The organism is Maritimimonas sp. 2405UD52-3, from assembly GCF_056591715.1.
In genome coordinates this window covers 208,089-226,121 of record NZ_JBWQOL010000003.1, presented here as the reverse complement: position 1 = coordinate 226,121, position 18,033 = coordinate 208,089, and the positions used below count along the sequence as shown (strand labels likewise).

The 18,033-nt window shown below is 34.9% G+C and carries 18 protein-coding genes and 1 riboswitch; of the genes, 14 read left to right on the top strand and 4 right to left on the bottom strand.

The window, feature by feature from the left end; all coding sequences use genetic code 11:
- Positions 1-27 precede the first annotated feature (27 nt).
- The 4 genes from AC1EU5_RS08955 (at position 28) to AC1EU5_RS08940 (ending at position 2,586) form a co-directional block, all read left to right on the top strand.
- Entirely contained in the window at positions 28-801 is a 774-nt protein-coding gene (locus AC1EU5_RS08955; RefSeq protein ID WP_480192039.1) for a sulfite exporter TauE/SafE family protein, read from the top strand.
- A 310-nt stretch (positions 802-1,111) separates the two neighbouring features.
- Positions 1,112-1,453: an ArsR/SmtB family transcription factor gene (locus tag AC1EU5_RS08950; protein ID WP_480192038.1), complete on the top strand. Its 342-nt coding sequence runs from the start codon at positions 1,112-1,114 to the stop codon at positions 1,451-1,453.
- A complete protein-coding gene (locus AC1EU5_RS08945) occupies positions 1,434-1,889 on the top strand; it encodes an SRPBCC family protein (protein ID WP_480192037.1) in 456 nt (151 codons plus the stop codon). Before AC1EU5_RS08950 ends, AC1EU5_RS08945 begins: the two co-directional genes overlap by 20 nt.
- 238 nt (positions 1,890-2,127) lie before the next feature.
- Positions 2,128-2,586, top strand: coding sequence for a GNAT family N-acetyltransferase (locus AC1EU5_RS08940; protein ID WP_480192036.1), 459 nt, complete (start codon positions 2,128-2,130; stop codon positions 2,584-2,586).
- Here the strand turns inward: AC1EU5_RS08940 and AC1EU5_RS08935 are convergent.
- From AC1EU5_RS08935 to AC1EU5_RS08925, 3 genes are all read right to left on the bottom strand, one after another.
- Positions 2,583-3,170 (bottom strand): glutathione peroxidase, encoded by a 588-nt coding sequence (locus tag AC1EU5_RS08935; protein WP_480192035.1) that lies wholly within the window; start codon positions 3,168-3,170, stop codon positions 2,583-2,585. The genes AC1EU5_RS08940 and AC1EU5_RS08935 overlap by 4 nt on opposite strands.
- Positions 3,171-3,416: 246 nt before the next feature.
- Entirely contained in the window at positions 3,417-3,638 is a 222-nt protein-coding gene (locus AC1EU5_RS08930; RefSeq protein WP_480192293.1) for a GIY-YIG nuclease family protein, read from the bottom strand.
- 239 nt (positions 3,639-3,877) lie between these two features.
- Positions 3,878-7,099 (bottom strand): cytochrome c biogenesis protein, encoded by a 3,222-nt coding sequence (locus AC1EU5_RS08925; protein ID WP_480192034.1) that lies wholly within the window; start codon positions 7,097-7,099, stop codon positions 3,878-3,880.
- A gap of 51 nt (positions 7,100-7,150) precedes the next feature.
- Between AC1EU5_RS08925 and AC1EU5_RS08920 the strand changes: the two genes are divergently transcribed.
- From AC1EU5_RS08920 to AC1EU5_RS08900, 5 genes are read left to right on the top strand one after another with little or no spacing between them, the layout of a single operon-like run.
- Positions 7,151-7,912, top strand: coding sequence for a Rossmann-like and DUF2520 domain-containing protein (locus AC1EU5_RS08920; RefSeq protein ID WP_480192033.1), 762 nt, complete (start codon positions 7,151-7,153; stop codon positions 7,910-7,912).
- Positions 7,896-8,423 (top strand): KdsC family phosphatase, encoded by a 528-nt coding sequence (locus AC1EU5_RS08915; RefSeq protein ID WP_480192032.1) that lies wholly within the window; start codon positions 7,896-7,898, stop codon positions 8,421-8,423. The genes AC1EU5_RS08920 and AC1EU5_RS08915 overlap by 17 nt, the downstream gene beginning before the upstream one ends.
- Positions 8,424-8,429: 6 nt before the next feature.
- Complete coding sequence (locus AC1EU5_RS08910) at positions 8,430-9,344, top strand: YihY/virulence factor BrkB family protein (protein WP_480192031.1); 915 nt, start codon at positions 8,430-8,432, stop codon at positions 9,342-9,344.
- Positions 9,341-9,769, top strand: coding sequence for a DUF2147 domain-containing protein (locus AC1EU5_RS08905; RefSeq protein WP_480192030.1), 429 nt, complete (start codon positions 9,341-9,343; stop codon positions 9,767-9,769). The genes AC1EU5_RS08910 and AC1EU5_RS08905 overlap by 4 nt, the downstream gene beginning before the upstream one ends.
- 18 nt (positions 9,770-9,787) lie before the next feature.
- Positions 9,788-10,261 carry a thioredoxin family protein gene (locus tag AC1EU5_RS08900; RefSeq protein ID WP_480192029.1) on the top strand — a complete coding sequence of 158 codons (474 nt, stop codon included), beginning with the start codon at positions 9,788-9,790 and terminating at the stop codon, positions 10,259-10,261.
- Between the two features lie 96 nt (positions 10,262-10,357).
- On the opposite strand, the gene AC1EU5_RS08895 is transcribed toward AC1EU5_RS08900, so the two are convergent.
- On the bottom strand, positions 10,358-12,268 hold the full coding sequence (locus tag AC1EU5_RS08895; RefSeq protein WP_480192028.1) for a TonB-dependent receptor plug domain-containing protein: 1,911 nt from the start codon (positions 12,266-12,268) through the stop codon (positions 10,358-10,360).
- Between the two features lie 93 nt (positions 12,269-12,361).
- A riboswitch (cobalamin riboswitch) is annotated at positions 12,362-12,591 on the bottom strand.
- Between the two features lie 50 nt (positions 12,592-12,641).
- Between AC1EU5_RS08895 and AC1EU5_RS08890 the strand changes: the two genes are divergently transcribed.
- From AC1EU5_RS08890 to AC1EU5_RS08870, 5 genes are read left to right on the top strand one after another with little or no spacing between them, the layout of a single operon-like run.
- On the top strand, positions 12,642-13,769 hold the full coding sequence (locus AC1EU5_RS08890) for an ABC transporter substrate-binding protein (protein ID WP_480192027.1): 1,128 nt from the start codon (positions 12,642-12,644) through the stop codon (positions 13,767-13,769).
- 1 nt (position 13,770) lies between these two features.
- Positions 13,771-14,802, top strand: a complete 1,032-nt coding sequence (locus AC1EU5_RS08885; RefSeq protein WP_480192026.1) for a FecCD family ABC transporter permease — start codon at positions 13,771-13,773, stop codon at positions 14,800-14,802.
- Positions 14,803-15,594 (top strand): ABC transporter ATP-binding protein, encoded by a 792-nt coding sequence (locus tag AC1EU5_RS08880; protein ID WP_480192025.1) that lies wholly within the window; start codon positions 14,803-14,805, stop codon positions 15,592-15,594.
- 32 nt (positions 15,595-15,626) lie between these two features.
- Positions 15,627-16,658, top strand: a complete 1,032-nt coding sequence (locus tag AC1EU5_RS08875; protein WP_480192024.1) for a M28 family metallopeptidase — start codon at positions 15,627-15,629, stop codon at positions 16,656-16,658.
- Positions 16,659-18,032, top strand: a complete 1,374-nt coding sequence (locus AC1EU5_RS08870; RefSeq protein WP_480192023.1) for an exonuclease domain-containing protein — start codon at positions 16,659-16,661, stop codon at positions 18,030-18,032.
- Position 18,033: the final 1 nt, after the last annotated feature.

Genomic DNA, 18,033 nt, shown 5'->3' with positions numbered 1-18,033 from the left:
TGTTAGAATTTAACGACCTTCGCAATTATGGAGCTTATTTTAATATCATTGGTAGCATTTTTAGCAGCTATTCTAACTTTTTTTTCCGGTTTTGGTTTGGGCACCATGCTCACCCCAGTCTTTATGCTTTTCTTTCCGGTGGAATTGGCCATTGCGCTGACAGGCGTAGTCCATTTTTTTAATAATCTCTATAAGATCATGCTGGTAGGTAAAAATGCAGACAAAAGTGTGCTGTGGCGTTTTGGAATTCCGGCAGTGTTTTTTGCCTTTTTAGGTGCCTGGGTATTATTGCGAATTCCGGATATTCAGCCTTTGTTTAGTTATGAACTATTTGGTAAAACTTTTGAGGTGTACCCAGTTAAATTTCTCATTTCGCTCCTACTTATATTCTTTGCGTTGATGGATCTATTGCCTTATTTTAAAAAATGGGAATTTGACAAGAGCAAACTACCTATAGGTGGTGCACTTAGCGGATTTTTTGGAGGCCTGTCCGGTAATCAGGGTGCACTGCGTAGTGCATTTTTGATTAAAGCCAGCTTGTCAAAAGAGGCTTTTATAGCTACTGCAGTAGTAGTATCTACTTTTGTAGATTTTACACGTTTGGGTGTGTATGCCTCTCGCTTTGCGAATTCCGGGCTACAAGAACATATCACTTTGATTTTATGTGCTACCCTATCGGCTATTTCAGGTGCGTATTTGGGAAATAAGCTGCTGAAGAAAGTCACTTTAAATTTTATTCAAACTACCGTAGCAGTTTTATTGATACTACTTTCTATTGCTTTAGGTGCCGGATTTATTTAAAATCAAACGTCATTACTTCTCCCGATAGCTATCGGGAGAAGTAATCTGTTTAACCTTTGTCATTGCGAGCAAAGCGCGGCAATCTGTTTAATCGGAACTCCTATTTGAAAGATTACTTCGCCTAGCCTGTCTCAAACGACAGTGAAAGGCTCGTAATGACAACTATTAATAGCATTCAAAAAAAGAATTCACTAGTTCTCTATACATCTGCCTATGGTGGACACTCGAACTGACGTGAGTTTTTCAAAATTAAATTTGCGTAACCAAAAAGTTACATATATATTTGTAACCAATTGGTTACTTAACAAATATGCGAAGAGATGTTTTTCAAGCCATAGCCGATCCCATTCGAAGAGATATTATAGAAATGATATCAAAAGATTCATTGCCTGTTAATGACATTGCCAAGAAATTTGAGATCAGTCGCCCCGCCATATCAAAACATTTAAAAATCTTAAAAGAGTGCGGTATTATTGATTTTGATCAGCGTGGACGCGAGCGTTATTGTTTTATACAACCGCAAAACCTCTTGCCTGCTTTTTTATGGATAGAACAGTATAAAAACCTGTGGGAATCAAGACTAGATAATTTTGAAGACTATTTAAATACATTACAAACAAAAACAACAAAGCATGGACAAAACAACAAATGAAAACTGTGTAGTTACTATAGAACGAACGTTTAATGCACCTATACATTTGGTATGGCAAGCATGGACACAACCTGAGCATATTGCCCAATGGTGGGGACCAAAAGGTATGGAAACGCGTGTGCTTGAACATGATTTTTCAGTGGGTAGTGTTTGGAAATTTGCCATGGCCATGCCAGATGGTAATGATTTTATTTCTAATGGTACCTATTTAGAAATTGTTGAACCTACACTCCTTAGAACCACAGCTGATTTTAAGCCCATGACAGAAGGTGTAGAATTGCAAGTGCATCTTGAAGAAGTTGATAGTCAAACAAAGTTTACCTTTAAAGTTATTCATGCCACTGAAGCCTATAAAATACAACAGGAAAAAATGGGTATCTACAACGGTTGGGGTGGTGCCTTTGATAGGTTGCAGGTGCATGTTGAAATTGTTTAAAACAAAAAGCTTCGTCATTGCGAGCAAAGCGCGGCAATCTGCTTAATTGGAACTCCTATTCTAAAGATTACTTCGCCTTACCTGTCATAAATGACGATTAAAGGCTCGTAATGACAACTATTAATCACATTCAAAAAAGAATTCGTCAGTTCGAGTGTCCGCCGGAGGCGGATGTATCGAGAACACGTGATTTTCATGTGTTATTAGCATTATCTTTAATTTTGAGATATAAAACCAAATGACTCAAATAGTACCTTATACAATAAATCATCAGCCAGGAATTGATGCTATGATGCAAGAAATTGCTTTAGAGTTTACAAACCCTATCCTAGCGAAACCATCTAAAAATACACCAGTAGTTCCTCAAAATTATTGGGTGGCCCTCAATAATGAAAAAGTAATAGGAACAATTGGAATTATTTATTTTGAAGACTATGCTGTTTTAAAGAAAATGATGCTTAAAAAGTCCTTTAGAGGAAGAGAATTGGGAGTATCAAAATTATTATTGAATACAGCATTAATGCACTGTAAAAAAAAGAAGGTTTCAAAGCTTTATCTGGGCACGATGCATCAGTTCAAAGCCGCTCAGCTATTTTATCAAAAAAATGGTTTTAGAAAAATTTTAGAAAATAAATTACCTGATGGTTTCCCAAATAATCCATTAGATAAAGTATTCTTTGTTAAAGAAATAACCTAGCTTTTAATCCAACTGATAACAGATTCATCCGTAGGTAAGGTCTTAGGCGTAATGATCTTTTCTACCTGACCACTTTCGTTCACCAGGTATTTCTGAAAATTCCATTTTACCTTAGAGTCTTGAAAGCCATTCTTTTCTTTTTCAGTCAAGAACTGATATACCGGATGTTTGTCTTTTCCTTTAACAGAGATCTTAGCCATCATAGGAAAACTAACACCATAGTTTTGTTTGCAAAATGCTGCTATCTCTTGATTAGACCCGGGTTCTTGCCATAAGAAGTTATTAGCAGGGAAGCCTACAATCACAAAATCTTTGTCTTTGTATTCTTCGTATAAAGCTTGTAACTGCTCATATTGGGGTGTCAAACCACACTTTGAAGCGGTATTTACCACCATGACTTTCTTTCCTTTAAGTGATGCTAAATCAAATTCAGAACCATCTAAGGCTTCTACTTTAAAATCATGCAGAGTTTGCTTTTGAGTTTGCGCTGCTGTTGTAGCTGCTTCGGCAACTACCTGCTCCTCTTTCTTAGTGTTTTGGCAGCTCAAAAAAGCTATTGCTATGAATAAAACTAAAATTCTCATGTTTTTAAATTTAGTAGGTATAAAAATACAAAACTTTGAAGCATTTATACTTCTCATTGGCAGATTACTTCGTTACACTCGTAATGACAAAATGATAGGTCATTGCGATCCGACTTTGGCGGAGAAGCAATCTGTTAATTTGAACTCCAGTCAAAATACCGTTATCAATTTCCAACGCGGCAATCTGGCCCGTTCGCTAAAAGGTACGCTGTGCCCTTTATATCGCTCCGTCCCCTAGTAATGATGTCATACATCAAAAAGCCAGCCATCAGAAAGATCTAACCACTCAGGATTCATTGTATTAATAAGATCCTCTTTACGTTTTCTATTACCTGACTTTATTTGTTTTTCTCTTGCAATAGCTTGATTGATATCATCAAATTCTTCATAATAAACTAATTTATCGCAGTTGTATTTATAAGTGAATCCTTTATAAGATTTTGTCTTGTGTTCATAAACTCGCTTGATAATATTACTAGTTACTCATGCATAAATCACCGTGTTATTTTTATTTGTCATAAAATACAGATATGATTTCTTCATGAATAAAGCGTTGTTTTTTGGCAGATTACTTCGTCGTTCCTCCTCGTAATGACTAAAGGATACGTCATTGCGATTCGCCTTTAGCGAAGAAGCAATCTGTTAGATTTTAACTCCAATTTAAAAGATTACTTCTCCCGATAGCTATTAGGATCGTAATGATGGAATTATTTTTTATAATACCGCTTATTCTTTACATAAGCAAGTGCACTTAAAACAATCCCAATTGCTAACCAGGTCCAAATTTGATACGGTATGGGTGCCGATTCACCAGCCGCATATGAGTGTAAACCAGACAGTAAGTGATTCACACCCAAATAGGTCATTAAAATGGATGCGAATGCAAAAAACGCCAATACATTAAAAGTAAACCGTCCTCGTAAGCCAGGTATTAAACGCATGTGCAGTATAAATGCGTATATCATAATACTAACGAGTGCCCAGGTTTCCTTTGGGTCCCAACCCCAGTAACGTCCCCAACTTTCATTGGCCCACATGGCACCTAAAAAGTTACCGATGGTCAACATTACCAAACCAACGGTCATAGACATCTCATTGATAATTGTAATCTCTTTGATCTGTAAATCAATTTTCTTTTTGTTATTCTTAGAAGTCAACCCAAAAAGAATTAAGGCTATCAGCCCTAAGATCATGCTTAATGTAAAAGGCCCGTAACTGGCTACTATAATTGATACATGTATCATCACCCAATAGGAATCCAACACAGGAACTAAATTGGCAATGGCAGGGTCCATCCAATTCATATGGGCAAACATCAAAATCATAGATACCACAAAAGCAGTTGCAGCGATTGTTAGGTTTGATTTTCTTCCAAATGCCAGTCCAAAGAACATGGTAGCCCAGGCTACATAGATCATAGATTCATAACCATTACTCCAAGGCACATGCCCAGAAATATACCATCTGATACCTAAACCTATTAAATGATATGTAAACAGTAAAATGATAATCCATTTAAAAATATTGATCAACATTCTAACAACCTTTCCATCATTAAAAATCTGAACAATTAAAAAGATGAGCATTAACACACCTGCTAGCATGTATTGCCAGAATAGGTTTCTAAAAATGTCATATTTATTATAAAAGATCTCAAGATCAACCTTACGTTGACTTGGCATTACGGCACTGCCATACTTTTCCTGAAACTTATGAACGCCTTCAAGTAGTTCATCTGGCAACTTATAATCGCCATTTTTGGTTGCCTCCGTGATTGACTGTGCATAATAAGGCAAGATATTTTTAACAAATGCCGAATCTTCCTTTTTCATAATATCAGGTTGCAAGTCGGTTCTGGCAATCCATTTATTATTTTCATCACCTTCTACAGGAAAAAACCGAAATACATTTCCAAAAATAACTCCATACAATAGACTGGCGCGTTCATGTACACTTACGATGCTTTGCTCATATTTATTTTTGATACGCTTTTTATAAGCCTTCTCTAAATCCTCAGAAAGTTTGTATTCACCTCTGGGCGTTAGTAGATCTGTTAAGCGTAAATATTTTTGATCTAAAGGAACTCCTAAAAATTCCCTAGCCTTTGTATTGTTCTTGGTCATATAAATGATAGGTGCCGAAAACCACAAACGTGGATTTGTAGCCATAGAAATCGCTACCTGATTTGCATCCAACCCTCTATACGTATCTTTTTTACTGACCTTTCTAAGTAACTCAGAAGCATAGGTATGCACTGGCTTCATACGTCCGCCTTCATCTTGAATAATCAGTTGACTAAAACGCTCAGCATGTTCAGGTGAAACTTTCGTAGCGTTGAGAATAGAATCTAACTGTGCTTCTGTTATATGATTGTGTTGTGCAAAGCTGAAAAATGAAAACAAAATAAGAACTACAGTCAGCGCTTCTTTCTTTTTCTTTACTTTATCAAGCATGTTATCCAAATCTGCAAAACGTGTAGTTTTTGAAAACAACACAAAAGTCATGGCAAAAAATAATAGCACGTAGCCTATATAGGTAATCGTAGTACCCGCCATATCATGATTTACTGATAGATGTGATTCTTCTACCGCTCCGGTATCATCATAACTTGCTTGAAAAAATCGGTAGCCTTTATGATCTAAAATATTGTTCATAAAGATCCTGAAGTCAAAGTTCTCATCTTGATCAATGACAGTAATTTCACTAGCATAAGATTTTGGACTGTTAGAACCCGGGTAGCGCTCTAATTGAAAATCTCGTAACTTGATTGAAAATGGTAATTCCAATTGCTTTGCACCATAGCTTAACCTAAAATTAAGCCCATTAAGTGTGAAAATATGAGGTGGATTAATAGCATATTTATAGCCATACAATGTGACATTTTCTTTCTGCCCGTCTACATCAACCTCAACTTCTAAGAGATCATCAGGGTGCTCATCTTTATCTCCTGAAACAGTAACTAATTTGCCTTTAGCAGGAAGTGTAGGTATTACAAACTGCGTATTCGCAATGCTATACAATGATCGTAGATTAAAAGGTTGTAATGAGTCCTTTTTAATCTCACCTCTATTCTGAGTAGCCATGACCATAAAATTGCCATCTTGAGGTGATTTGATAAAAAGACTGTCATTTTTGGTAAGTATATTAACCGCACCTTCTGTTTCTTTGTCAAAGGCCACCAACATATTATGAATATTAGCTACTTCTCCTTTCTTGATGTAATGGTCGTGTCGTGAACCCCCGCCTGATTCTACAAAATGTAAAAAATCTATTCCCGTTTCGTCTTCTTGAAATTCTTCATAAACATTGGGTATATAGTTTACATAATTAATAGCAACCTCTTTTCCTTTAAAATCTGTTTGAATAGAAAAATCATTGCCTCCTCGAAGAGCGTTTAAAAATCGCGATGCCAAAGGTATAAACCGGGCTTCAGATGAAATCTTAGGGCTAAACAGGTATTTTCTATCAATGGTCTTTTGTACTTCATTATTATCTATGGTAGCCGAAAAATAAGTAGCTTCAGAAAGCATAGTATTTGAAACCGCACCCTCTTCAATAGGCATAAGACCTTCAAAACTAATATATCGTGTTATACCTGCACCAATCAAAATAAGGATAAAAGCAAGATGAAAGATCAACACAGACCACTTTTCTTTTCTAAACAATCGATATCGGAAAATATTCCCAATAAAATTGATCACAAATAAAATGTGAATCAGCTCAAACCACCAAGTATTATAAACCAGTGCTTTAGAGGCTTGTGTTCCGTAGTCATTTTCTATAAAGGTAGCCACCCCCATGGAAGCTGCATAGAGTAAAAATAAAAATCCGGTAAGTCGTGTAGAAAAGAGAAGGTCTTTGAGTTTTTTCATCAATTGAAATGCCAAAAAATAATCAGCTGCAAAAATACTCAAAAAAAGCCTGTTCATTCTTGTAATTAACACTTTTTTAAATACTTAAAACTTCCTTAAATTCGCCTCATGATTCAAGTGGTTTTATTGGGTTCTGGTAATGTAGCATCACATCTGGCAAATGCTTTTTTTGATGCTAAAAATGTAGAACTGATTCAGGTATATGGCAGATCAAAAAAATCACTGAAATCATTTGAAAACCAGGTAGATACAACAACTAACCTGAATGAATTAAAAAAAGCTGATCTCTATATTATTGCCATAACAGATGATGCTGTTGCCGAATTCTCATCACAACTACCTTTAACCAATCAACTAGTGGTGCATACCTCCGGTGGTGTAGCTATGGAAATTATTGATGCTAAAAATAGAAAAGGTATTTTTTATCCGTTACAAACCTTCACTAAAGATAATCCTGTTGATTTTGACAAGTTACCTATATGCATTGAAGCTGAAAAGAATGAAGACCTGCTTTTATTAGACAAATTGGCTAATACAATCTCTAACAATATTTATTTTGTAGACTCATCACAACGTAAAAGTTTACATATAGCTGCAGTGTTTGTCAATAATTTTGTAAATCATTTATATCATGTAGGTCATGAACTATGTGAAAGCAATAAAGTTCCTTTTGAGATTTTAAAACCTTTGATTCAAGAAACTGCTAAGAAAATAAATGTTCTAGCACCTTTTGAAGCGCAAACTGGGCCTGCTAAGCGAAATGATCAGCAAACCATACAAATGCATTTGGCAATGCTGACCAAAAAACAACAGGATATCTATTCAATACTAACCAAATCAATTCAAGATACCTATGGAAAAGAGCTATAAAGAAATCATGCCACAGATCAATACATTTGTTTTTGATGTTGATGGCGTGCTCACTGATGGCACCGTAACTATTTTAACCAACGGTGAACTCCTCAGAAAAATGCATACCAAAGATGGTTATGCCATTAAAACAGCCATTGATAAAGGCTATAAGGTATGTATTATTTCAGGTGGTAACAATGAAGGGGTCCGTTCTCGCTTACGCGGATTGGGAGTGACCGATATCTATCTGGGTGCTCATAACAAAGTAGAACAGCTTTATGAGTATTTTGATATCTATTCAATCAAGCCAGAAAACGTACTTTATATGGGAGATGACATTCCTGACTATCAGGTGATGAAAATGGTAGCACTTCCTGCTTGCCCAAAAGATGCCGTGCCGGAAATTCAAGATATCTCACTCTATATTTCTCAAAAAAAAGGAGGTAATGGCTGTGTACGTGATGTTATTGAACAAGTTCTCAAAGTTCAAGACAAATGGAATGGGAGCTATGATGCCAACTATGATTAAGTAAGTATGACCCCAGAAGAACGTTTGCTTAAAATTCCGGTAATCAGCTGGTTTGTAAAAATCTTTAAAAAGATAAAAGTCCCAGGACTTGAAGGCATGTCATTATATGATGTGCTTGAAATGTACATTATTGGTATTGTACAGGGTGCTTTAACTTCAAGGGCTGGTGCCGTTGCTTTTAGTTTTTTTATGGCACTATTCCCTTTCGCACTATTTATCTTGACACTTATTCCGTTTGTACCTATTGAAAACTTCGATGCTATTTTTATGGAATTTGTTAATTCAGCGCTACCGCCAAAAACTTCAGGAGCAGTTGATTCTGTAGTTAATGATATTGCAAAGAACAGGTATGGAGGTTTATTATCATTCGGTTTTATTTTATCTATGTTTTTAATGACCAATGGTATAAACTCTCTATTTGGCGGATTTGAATATACCTATCATAAATTGCAAACACGATCTATTGTAAAGCAGTATATGGTTTCATTAATGGTAACATTGATATTGGCATCATTGTTGTTTGCTACTGTTGGGGTTATTGTATATTTTGAAATAGCAGTAAACAACCTAAAGAACCAAGGTTATGTATCTAATGATTTGTTTTGGATACAAACAGGCAGGTATATTATTATATTTTTAATGCTATTGGTTACAGTTGGTATGTTCTATTATTTGGGAACAAAGGAGGGAAAGAAAATATCCTTCTTTTCACCAGGTGCTATTTTAACAACCTTATTAATTATTATTAACTTTAGAATCTTTAGTATTTATGTAAAACGCTTTGCACAGTACAATGAATTGTACGGTTCCATCGGAACATTATTGGTGTTAATGCTATTTATATGGCTAAATTCCATAATTTTATTACTTGGTTTTGAATTAAATGCAGCCATGATACGTTTAAAAAATAGAAATTTATGAAACAATTAGTACTTGTTAGTTTTTTAGTTATGGGTTTCGCTTTCGCGGAATCGCAAACTATTTTCGGTAAATGGAAAACCGTTGATTCTGAAACAGGAAAGACAGAATCTATTGTAGAAGTCTACAAAAAAGGTGATAAAGCCTATGCCAAAATTGTAGACATCTTAAATCCTGAAAGGCGCAATAAAAAATGTACAGAATGTAAAGGCGCCAATAAAGACAAACCAATTTTAGGAATGAATATTCTGACAGGCTTAAAGAAAGATGGTGATGAATGGAGCGGTGGTAAAATATTGGATCCTAAAAATGGAAAAAATTATAAGTGCTATATCGCACTAGATAGTAAAGACAAACTAAAAATACGAGGCTATATAGGCTTTTCATTATTAGGAAGAACTGAATATTGGTATAGAGCTGATAACTAGTAGTAAGAAAGAATAAAAATGAAAAAGATAAGAGTCATAATAGTCTTTATGATATTGCTTGCTGGTATATTTTCATTTGGCCAAAAAAAAGGTTATGATCTCAATTGGCAAACCAACTTTGAGACCGCTAAACAATTGGCCGAAAGAGATGAAAGGCTCATTCTTTTATATTTTACAGGTTCAGATTGGAGTAAAGCCAGTGAAAATCTTAATAAGGATTTTTTCTATACAGAGAAGTTTAAGAGGTTGGCAGATGAACATTTGGTACTAATTCGTGTAGATGCTCCCAGAAGAAAGAATTTAATCTCTGAATTTCAGTCAAGTTCAAATGATTCGTTAAGTAAAAAATACCATCAAAAAGTCTATCCTACCGTAGTACTTACTGATGCCAAAGGAAAAGAGCTGGGCAAAGTAGAAAGTTATAATTACCTACATGATACCAGTGAGCACTATAAACTCATTGAAGAAGAAATAAAAAAGCGATCTAAATAGATCGCTTTTTTAATGTCACCTTGAGCGCAGTCGAAAGGTCTTTCCTTCAATTAGTCTCGATTCCTATAGAACCAGCACTCTTAAAAAATATTCAACCTAAAAATTAAGCTGCAAACCTACTTTATAGTTTCTGCCTCGGGTTGAGAATCCTGCTAATTCCTGATAATCTTCATTAAATACGTTGGCAATAGAAGCGAATAAAGTTAATCTATTATCAATCAATTTTTGATTGATAAATACGTCTAACAACCTATAGGATGGTAAGGATACGCCTCCAAAATCACTGGTAGCATCTACAAACTTACCATTGATAAATAATCGCGTATTAGAGCCAAGTTTATAGTCAGCTGAAATATTCACTTTGTGTTTTGGTATTTTTAATAATAAGCTTTCTTCTCTATTTATGTAGCCATAACTAGCATTGAAAAGTAGTGCTTCAGAAACTTTAAAGTTTGCCTCTGCTTCTATACCTCTTGCATAAAAGGTGCCTTCATCATTAATCGTTTGAAAAGTAGTGAAATCAAAGCCAATTTTGTCTGTTTCCTCACGATAGAAGTATACGGCGTTGAATGAGAAAGCGTCCGATACTATCCAATCAAATCCTCCTTCAATGGTTACATCCTTTTCAGGATTCAATTCATCAATTGTGGGTAATTTATTAAATATTTCTTGCAAGGTAGGTGTTACAAAAGCTGTACTTACTGAAGAAAATAGTTTTAAAGAAGAGTCATCAGAAATTTCAAAATTATAAGATGGATTGATGTTGTAGACCCAATTTGTACCATATTCATCATGAACATTTATGCGAGCACCAGCATTGAAGTTAAATCCACCTAAATTTTGAATATTAAAAGATACATAGGGGTCAAAAAACGACTGCTCAGCACTCCCCTCTTCAATGCTCGAAAAAGCCGTACGTTGAAACATATCCTGATTTTGAAAAGCCACACCTGTTAATAATGAGAAGTGATCAGAGAACTTATAATTATTATAGAAATCAAAACCATAAGAAGTACCTTCAAAAGTATCATCAGACGGTGCCACATGTCTATCAATGATGTTATAAAACGTATTGAGTTTTAACTCGCCCTTTTTGTAAGTATAGGTAGGTGTTAGTCCCATTCTTTTCTGAAACGTGCTTGATGAGTTTTCAGCGTCTACAGTTGTATTGGTGAAAAAATCAAAACCATCAAAATCTGTATGATATTCGTCATAACTAGAAAATAGGCCTATGTGCAATTTATCAGACGCTTTAAACCCTAGTTTTACCAAGGCATTTACTCTATTAAAAGTATCATCTTCAAACTGATTCGCCTCGTTTTCACTTTCGGCAGCTGATAATCCTTTTGATTGCGTGCCATTTAAACTTACCAAGTAATTGAATTTATTTAAAGAACCGTTAAAATTAAAATTGGTATTCAATTCATCTAAGTTTAACTCTTGTTCTTCCTGAGAATTATTGGTACTTATGGAAGTGCTGAAAGAACCTGTAAATGATTTCTTGGATGACTTCTTTAATATAATATTTATGACGCCCGTAGCGGCTCCTGTACCGTGCAATGTACTGGCTGCACCTTTAACTATTTCAATAGACTCCACCTGATCTAGCGCAATTTGGCGTAAGTCAAAATCACCATTGAAAGACGATGGGTCATTTACAGGTATACCGTCAATCAAAATAGCTACTTGTCGATTTCTACCTCCTCTAATATAGTACCCTAGGTTTGTACCTCGGTTACTATAATTACCATTAATTTCTACACCCGGTACGTCATTTATAGCATCAACTACTGATTTTCCAGTACTTCTTGATAAGACTTCAGGTGTAATTTTGTACACTAATTTTCCAAGATTCTTTTTATTCGTGGGAATCTTAGTAGCCGTTACAATGGCTTCATCTAATTGTTCAACTTTTGTTGAATCCCGATAGCTATCGGGATTTTGCTGTTGCGCATTTACTAAACATAGCGTTAGTAAAGCCCCAATCAACAATAACCTTTTTTTCATTTTAGAAAGTTTAAATGATTAAAAATGGCTATTCGTAAGAAATGAGGAGCATGATAGAATATCACGAGCCGATACTTTTCCTCCGAAAGCGTTTATTACTCTTTGAAATTGGCAGGTCTCCTGGCTCGCATTTATTGTATGCCTTCCCATCCCAATCCCGATAACTATCAGGACTATGGAGACAGTGGCAAAGTGTTACAATAAATGCCAAATCAAATTTGGCACATGCTTACAGTTGCGGGGACAGCTTAGGTCTTTCACCTAATTCCCTTTTAATGGGTATACATCTTAATGAATACCCAACCAACAACATGGCAAATGTAGACAAAATCTTTAAAACAAAATCGGTACTTTTGCTTGATTTTTATCGTCTATGAGGATACTATTTATACTTCTATTGTCATTGTTAATTTTTTCCTGCAAACTTGATAAAAAACAAGTTTTAAATATTGACAAGCACACTTCAATTGAATATGCTAAAGGCTTTGAAATTCAAGAAGTTGACAATTACACGAAACTGATTATCACATCTCCTTATCCTGACGCCGTAGAATCTCATGAATACTATTTGATTTCAAAAAACCAGAAAGTTCCCAAAGGCATTCCAAAAGAAAAAATTATTCAAATTCCTATAGAGAACATTGTTGTAACCTCTACCACACATATACCTATGTTAGAAGCTTTGGGCGTTGAAGAAAAACTCATTGGTTTCCCTAACACAAAGTACATTTCTTCAAAAAAAACAGTCGCTCTAATAAAGGATGGACTAATTAGGGAATTAGGAATGGAAGAGCAGATCAATACAGAAGTATTATTAGAATTACAACCGGAGGTAGTTGTAGGCTTTTCTATGAATAGCAATAACAGAATGTTTGATAATATTGAAAAAGCGGGTATTCCTGTTCTACTTAATGGCGATTGGCTTGAAGAAACTCCCTTAGGCAGAGCGGAATGGTTAAAGTTTTTTGGAGTTTTATTTGATAAAGAAGCAAAAGCCGATTCCATTTTTTCTACTATTGAACGAGAGTATCAAGAAGCTAAAAAAATTGCTTTAAAAGCTACCAAGAAGCCAACAATTTTATCAGGAGTTCAATTCAATGACGTCTGGAATCTTCCTGCTGGCAAAAGTTTCGTTGCACAGTTTCTAAAAGACGCCAATACAAATTATCTTTGGAGCGATTCCAAAGGAAAAGGTAGCTTACAACTTAGTTTTGAAACCGTTTTTGACAAAGCACAAGAAGCAGATTTTTGGTTAGCACCGGGGCATTATACAACATTTAAACAATTGACCGAGGTTAATACACACTATCAAGAGTTTAAAGCCTTTAAAGAGCAAAAGGTTTTTTCCTTTAACAACAAAACAGGTGAAGGAGGTGGCGTTATTTATTATGAAGAGGCACCAACAAAACCAGATGTAGTATTAAAGGATATAATTAAAGTTGTACATCCGGAATTATTACCCAATTATACCCCCTACTTTCTGGAAAAATTAAACGATTAAGTTGCAGCAAAAAAAAACATACACCTTTACATTTATTCTCTTACTGGTTTGCTTGCTATGCTGTTGGCTTCTTAATATTAGTTTAGGCTCTGTGCGTATTCCTTTTCGTAATATCATGGATACTTTAACTGGAGGAAATACGACTAAAGAATCATGGCAATATATTATACTAAACTTTAGACTGCCAAAATCCTTTACAGCAATATTAGTAGGTTCAGGTTTATCTATTAGCGGCTTGCTCATGCAAACCTTATTTAGAAATCCTTTAGCAGGGCCTTTTGTTCTCGGTATTAGCTCAGGTGCAAGCCTAGGGGTAGCAATACTTATATTAGGAGTTGCCCTTTTAGGAGGTAGTATGGCCACATTTGCATTCTCAAATTTCGGAATGGTCATAGCAGCATGTTTCGGTGCTTTCTTAGTGCTCTCAGCAGTCATGCTAGTAGCCAGAACACTTAAAAATACCATGTCTATATTAATCATAGGTTTAATGTTTGGTAGCTTGACAGCAGCGGTGATAAGTGTATTGAGTTATTTTAGTAATGCAGAATTATTACAACAGTTTATTTTTTGGGGTTTCGGTAACTTAGGCAATCTATCATGGAATGAACTGGGTATTTTTTTCCTTATATTTTGTATTGCAATCACACTTGTAATCCTAGTTATCAAACCATTAAATGCATTACTACTAGGTGAGAATTATGCGCAGAGTTTAGGTATTAATTTAAAATATACGCGTAATATGATTCTTATTGCAACAGGATTGTTAACTGGTATTATTACTGCATTTTCAGGCCCCATTGCATTTATTGGGTTGGCCATACCACACATTACAAAGTTAGTATTTAGCACTTCAAATCACAAAACATTACTGCCTGCTGTAGCCATTATTGGTGCTATTGCTATGCTTTTGGGGGATACCATTGCGCAACTACCCACAAGCGAATATACACTTCCAATTAACGCAATTACTTCTATTTTTGGAGCACCCATTGTTATTTGGCTACTGGTTAGAAAACGTAAAATCTATGTATAAATGAACGAAAAGGCAATATATAGTATACAAACCAAAAACCTGGCAATTGGATATCAAAGTAAAAAGCATCGGGCGGTTATAGCAGAGAATATCAATATTGATCTAAAAAAAGGAAATTTTGTATGTCTCTTAGGTAAGAATGGTATTGGCAAATCTACTTTACTTCGTACCCTTACCAAAGTACAACCAAAATTAAATGGCGAACTCAGAATTAACTCAAAAGATATAACAACCATTCCTATCAAGGAATTATCACAAAAAATGAGTGTGGTATTGACTGAGCGAATTCCGGAAAGTAATTTGTCTGTCTATGAACTAATTGCTTTAGGCAGGCAACCTTATACTAATTGGATAGGCACTTTAACGGATGTAGACAAAGAACATATTTCAAATGCCATTCAGCAAACAAATATAAAAGCATTCGTCGACCAAAGACACAACCTGTTGAGTGACGGGCAATTACAAAAAGTGATGATAGCCCGCGCATTAGCCCAAAACACCGACTTGATTATTCTTGACGAGCCAACTGCTCATTTGGACATTCATCATAAAATAGAAGTATTTCAGTTGTTAAAAAGGTTGGTTACCCAATTAAACAAAACGATAATTATATCAACGCATGAAATACAATTAGCCTTACAATTGGCATCAAAATTGTGGTTAATGCATGAAGATACATTTGTAAATGGCGCTCCTGACGAATTGATAAACAATGGTGAATTGGCAACCTTGTTTTCTAATGAATGGGTTACTTTTGATGCAACCAGCAAGCAATTTATCTTGAATCAGTAGTAATTAGTATTTTTGATAATAAATATGTGTTTATGGAACGTGTGATTTTGACTTATCTATTTTTCTTTCTTTCATTTTTTTATACAAATCAACTTAAGGCACAGGCTTCAAATGTAGAAGCATTGATAACCGATAAAGTTGATATGATTACCAATTATGCAAATACGATTACACAAGAAGATTTGAAAAAAATAGTCTACAAATTAGCATCCGAAGAATTTCAAGGTAGAAGAACAGGTGAGACAGGTCAAAAAATGGCCGCTGCGTATATTGCAGGTTATTATAAAAATTTAAATATTGAACCTGCCGGTGATAGTACATATTTTCAGCGTATTCCGAAAGAGTATTTTAGAGGTAGGTCAAAAGATGACTCAGAAAATGTTATCACTATGATTAAAGGAGCTGAATTACCCGATGAGTATTTAGTGATTTCTGCACATTATGATCATGAGGGCACAAAAGGAAAAAAAATATACTATGGTGCTGATGATGACGCTTCAGGAAATTCAGCCATCATGGAAATTGCAGATGCTTTTAAAAAAGCAGCAGAAGCTGGTCACGGACCAAAACGGTCTATCATCTTTCTGCATGTTACTGGTGAGGAAGAAGGCTTATTTGGTTCTAAATATTATACGGAACATCCTCTTTTTTCATTAGATAAAACTATCGTTAATCTAAACATTGATATGATTGGCAGGGTTGATGAAAATCATTCTAAGAATGCCGAATACGTATATCTTATTGGAACCAATAGATTAAGTTCTGAATTACATTCAGTATCAGAAAAAATGAACAAGAAGTATGTACAACTTGATTTGGATTATAGATATAACGATAAAGACGACCCTAACCGATTTTATTATCGTTCTGACCACTACAATTTTGCCAAAAATGGAATTCCGGTTATTTTTTATTTTAATGGTGTACATAGAGATTATCACAGACCTACTGATACGGCTGATAAAATAAACTACCCTTTACTTCAAAAACGCACACAACTTATTTTTTATACTGCCTGGGAAATAGCTAACAGAAAAAACCGTTTAGTAGTAGACAAAAAATAATTGTACGCAATCATAGACATAGAAACTACCGGTGGTAGGTATAATGAAGAAGGTATTACCGAAATTGCCATTCATAAACATGATGGGCATCAGGTGGTTGATACCTTTATTAGTTTAGTCAACCCTGAGCGTAAAATCCAACCTTTCGTTGTGAACTTAACGGGTATTAATAGCAATATGCTTAGAAATGCTCCTAAGTTTTATGAGGTTGCTAAACGTATTATTGAAATCACGAGCGAATGCATTGTTGTGGCTCATAATGCTAATTTTGATTATAGGATTCTTCGTACAGAATTTCGCCGTTTAGGCTATGAATATGAGCGTAATACACTTTGCACCGTTGAGCTTAGCAAACGCTTAATTCCAGGATTACAGTCCTATAGTTTAGGAAAGTTATGTAGGTCTATTGGAATTCCGGTTTCAGATAGACATCGGGCTAATGGTGATGCCATAGCAACCACAAAATTATTTCAAATCTTATTGGATAAGGACATTGAAAAAACCATTGTTAGTACTGCTGTAAAACAAGACTCAAGAAGGCAATTAGAACCTAAATTATTAGACATCATAGAACAAATGCCTTCAACCACTGGCATCTATTATATGCATGACAGAGATGGTAATATAATTTATATTGGCAAGAGCAAGAATATTAGAAAACGTATCATACAGCACTTTACCAATTCTTCACATAAATCAAAAAAAATGCAACAATTGGTGGCTTCAGTAAGTTATGAATTAACTGGAAGTGAGTTGGTTGCCTTACTCAAAGAGAGTGAAGAAATAAAGCGTAATAAACCTATTTTTAATCGCGCCTTACGCAGAACGATTTTTAGCCATGCATTGTATAGTTTTATAGATGAAAATGGATATACCAACTTAAAAATTGATATAGCAGATGGACGAAAAAAAGCAATTACCACATTTTCAAACAGACAAAGTGCTAAAAGTCTTTTATTCAGATTTACTGAGGAATATAAACTCTGCCAAAAATTAAACGGACTCTATCAAACCAAGAGTAACTGTTTTGATTATACTATTAAAGCCTGTAATGGAGCGTGTATTGAGAAAGAGTCAGCTCAAGAATACAACAAACGTGTTGAACAACTAATCAATAAGCACAGCTTTGATAATAAGAGTTTTGCCATTATTGATAAAGGAAGAGATTATGATGAACGCAGTGCAATTGTTATTGAAAATGGAGTTTTTAAGGGTTTAGGGCATTTTAACCTCAATTATCAAATCAATAATTCTGATATTATTCTATCGTTGATAACTCCAATGGAAGATAATAGAGATGCGCAACATATTATTAAGAATTACTTAAGAAAAAATAAGAATCTAAAAATTATTAATTTAGACCAACCAAACTAAA

Bases quoted from the DNA above. Each gene is read 5' to 3' on its own strand.
- AC1EU5_RS08955 (WP_480192039.1), top strand. From the start codon at position 28: ATGGAGCTTATTTTAATATCATTGGTAGCATTTTTAGCAGCTATTCTA.
- AC1EU5_RS08950 (WP_480192038.1), top strand. From the start codon at position 1,112: ATGCGAAGAGATGTTTTTCAAGCCATAGCCGATCCCATTCGAAGAGAT.
- AC1EU5_RS08945 (WP_480192037.1), top strand. From the start codon at position 1,434: ATGGACAAAACAACAAATGAAAACTGTGTAGTTACTATAGAACGAACG.
- AC1EU5_RS08940 (WP_480192036.1), top strand. From the start codon at position 2,128: ATGACTCAAATAGTACCTTATACAATAAATCATCAGCCAGGAATTGAT.
- AC1EU5_RS08935 (WP_480192035.1), bottom strand. From the start codon at position 3,170: ATGAGAATTTTAGTTTTATTCATAGCAATAGCTTTTTTGAGCTGCCAA.
- AC1EU5_RS08925 (WP_480192034.1), bottom strand. From the start codon at position 7,099: ATGAACAGGCTTTTTTTGAGTATTTTTGCAGCTGATTATTTTTTGGCA.
- AC1EU5_RS08920 (WP_480192033.1), top strand. From the start codon at position 7,151: ATGATTCAAGTGGTTTTATTGGGTTCTGGTAATGTAGCATCACATCTG.
- AC1EU5_RS08915 (WP_480192032.1), top strand. From the start codon at position 7,896: ATGGAAAAGAGCTATAAAGAAATCATGCCACAGATCAATACATTTGTT.
- AC1EU5_RS08910 (WP_480192031.1), top strand. From the start codon at position 8,430: ATGACCCCAGAAGAACGTTTGCTTAAAATTCCGGTAATCAGCTGGTTT.
- AC1EU5_RS08905 (WP_480192030.1), top strand. From the start codon at position 9,341: ATGAAACAATTAGTACTTGTTAGTTTTTTAGTTATGGGTTTCGCTTTC.
- AC1EU5_RS08900 (WP_480192029.1), top strand. From the start codon at position 9,788: ATGAAAAAGATAAGAGTCATAATAGTCTTTATGATATTGCTTGCTGGT.
- AC1EU5_RS08895 (WP_480192028.1), bottom strand. From the start codon at position 12,268: ATGAAAAAAAGGTTATTGTTGATTGGGGCTTTACTAACGCTATGTTTA.
- AC1EU5_RS08890 (WP_480192027.1), top strand. From the start codon at position 12,642: ATGAGGATACTATTTATACTTCTATTGTCATTGTTAATTTTTTCCTGC.
- AC1EU5_RS08880 (WP_480192025.1), top strand. From the start codon at position 14,803: ATGAACGAAAAGGCAATATATAGTATACAAACCAAAAACCTGGCAATT.
- AC1EU5_RS08875 (WP_480192024.1), top strand. From the start codon at position 15,627: ATGGAACGTGTGATTTTGACTTATCTATTTTTCTTTCTTTCATTTTTT.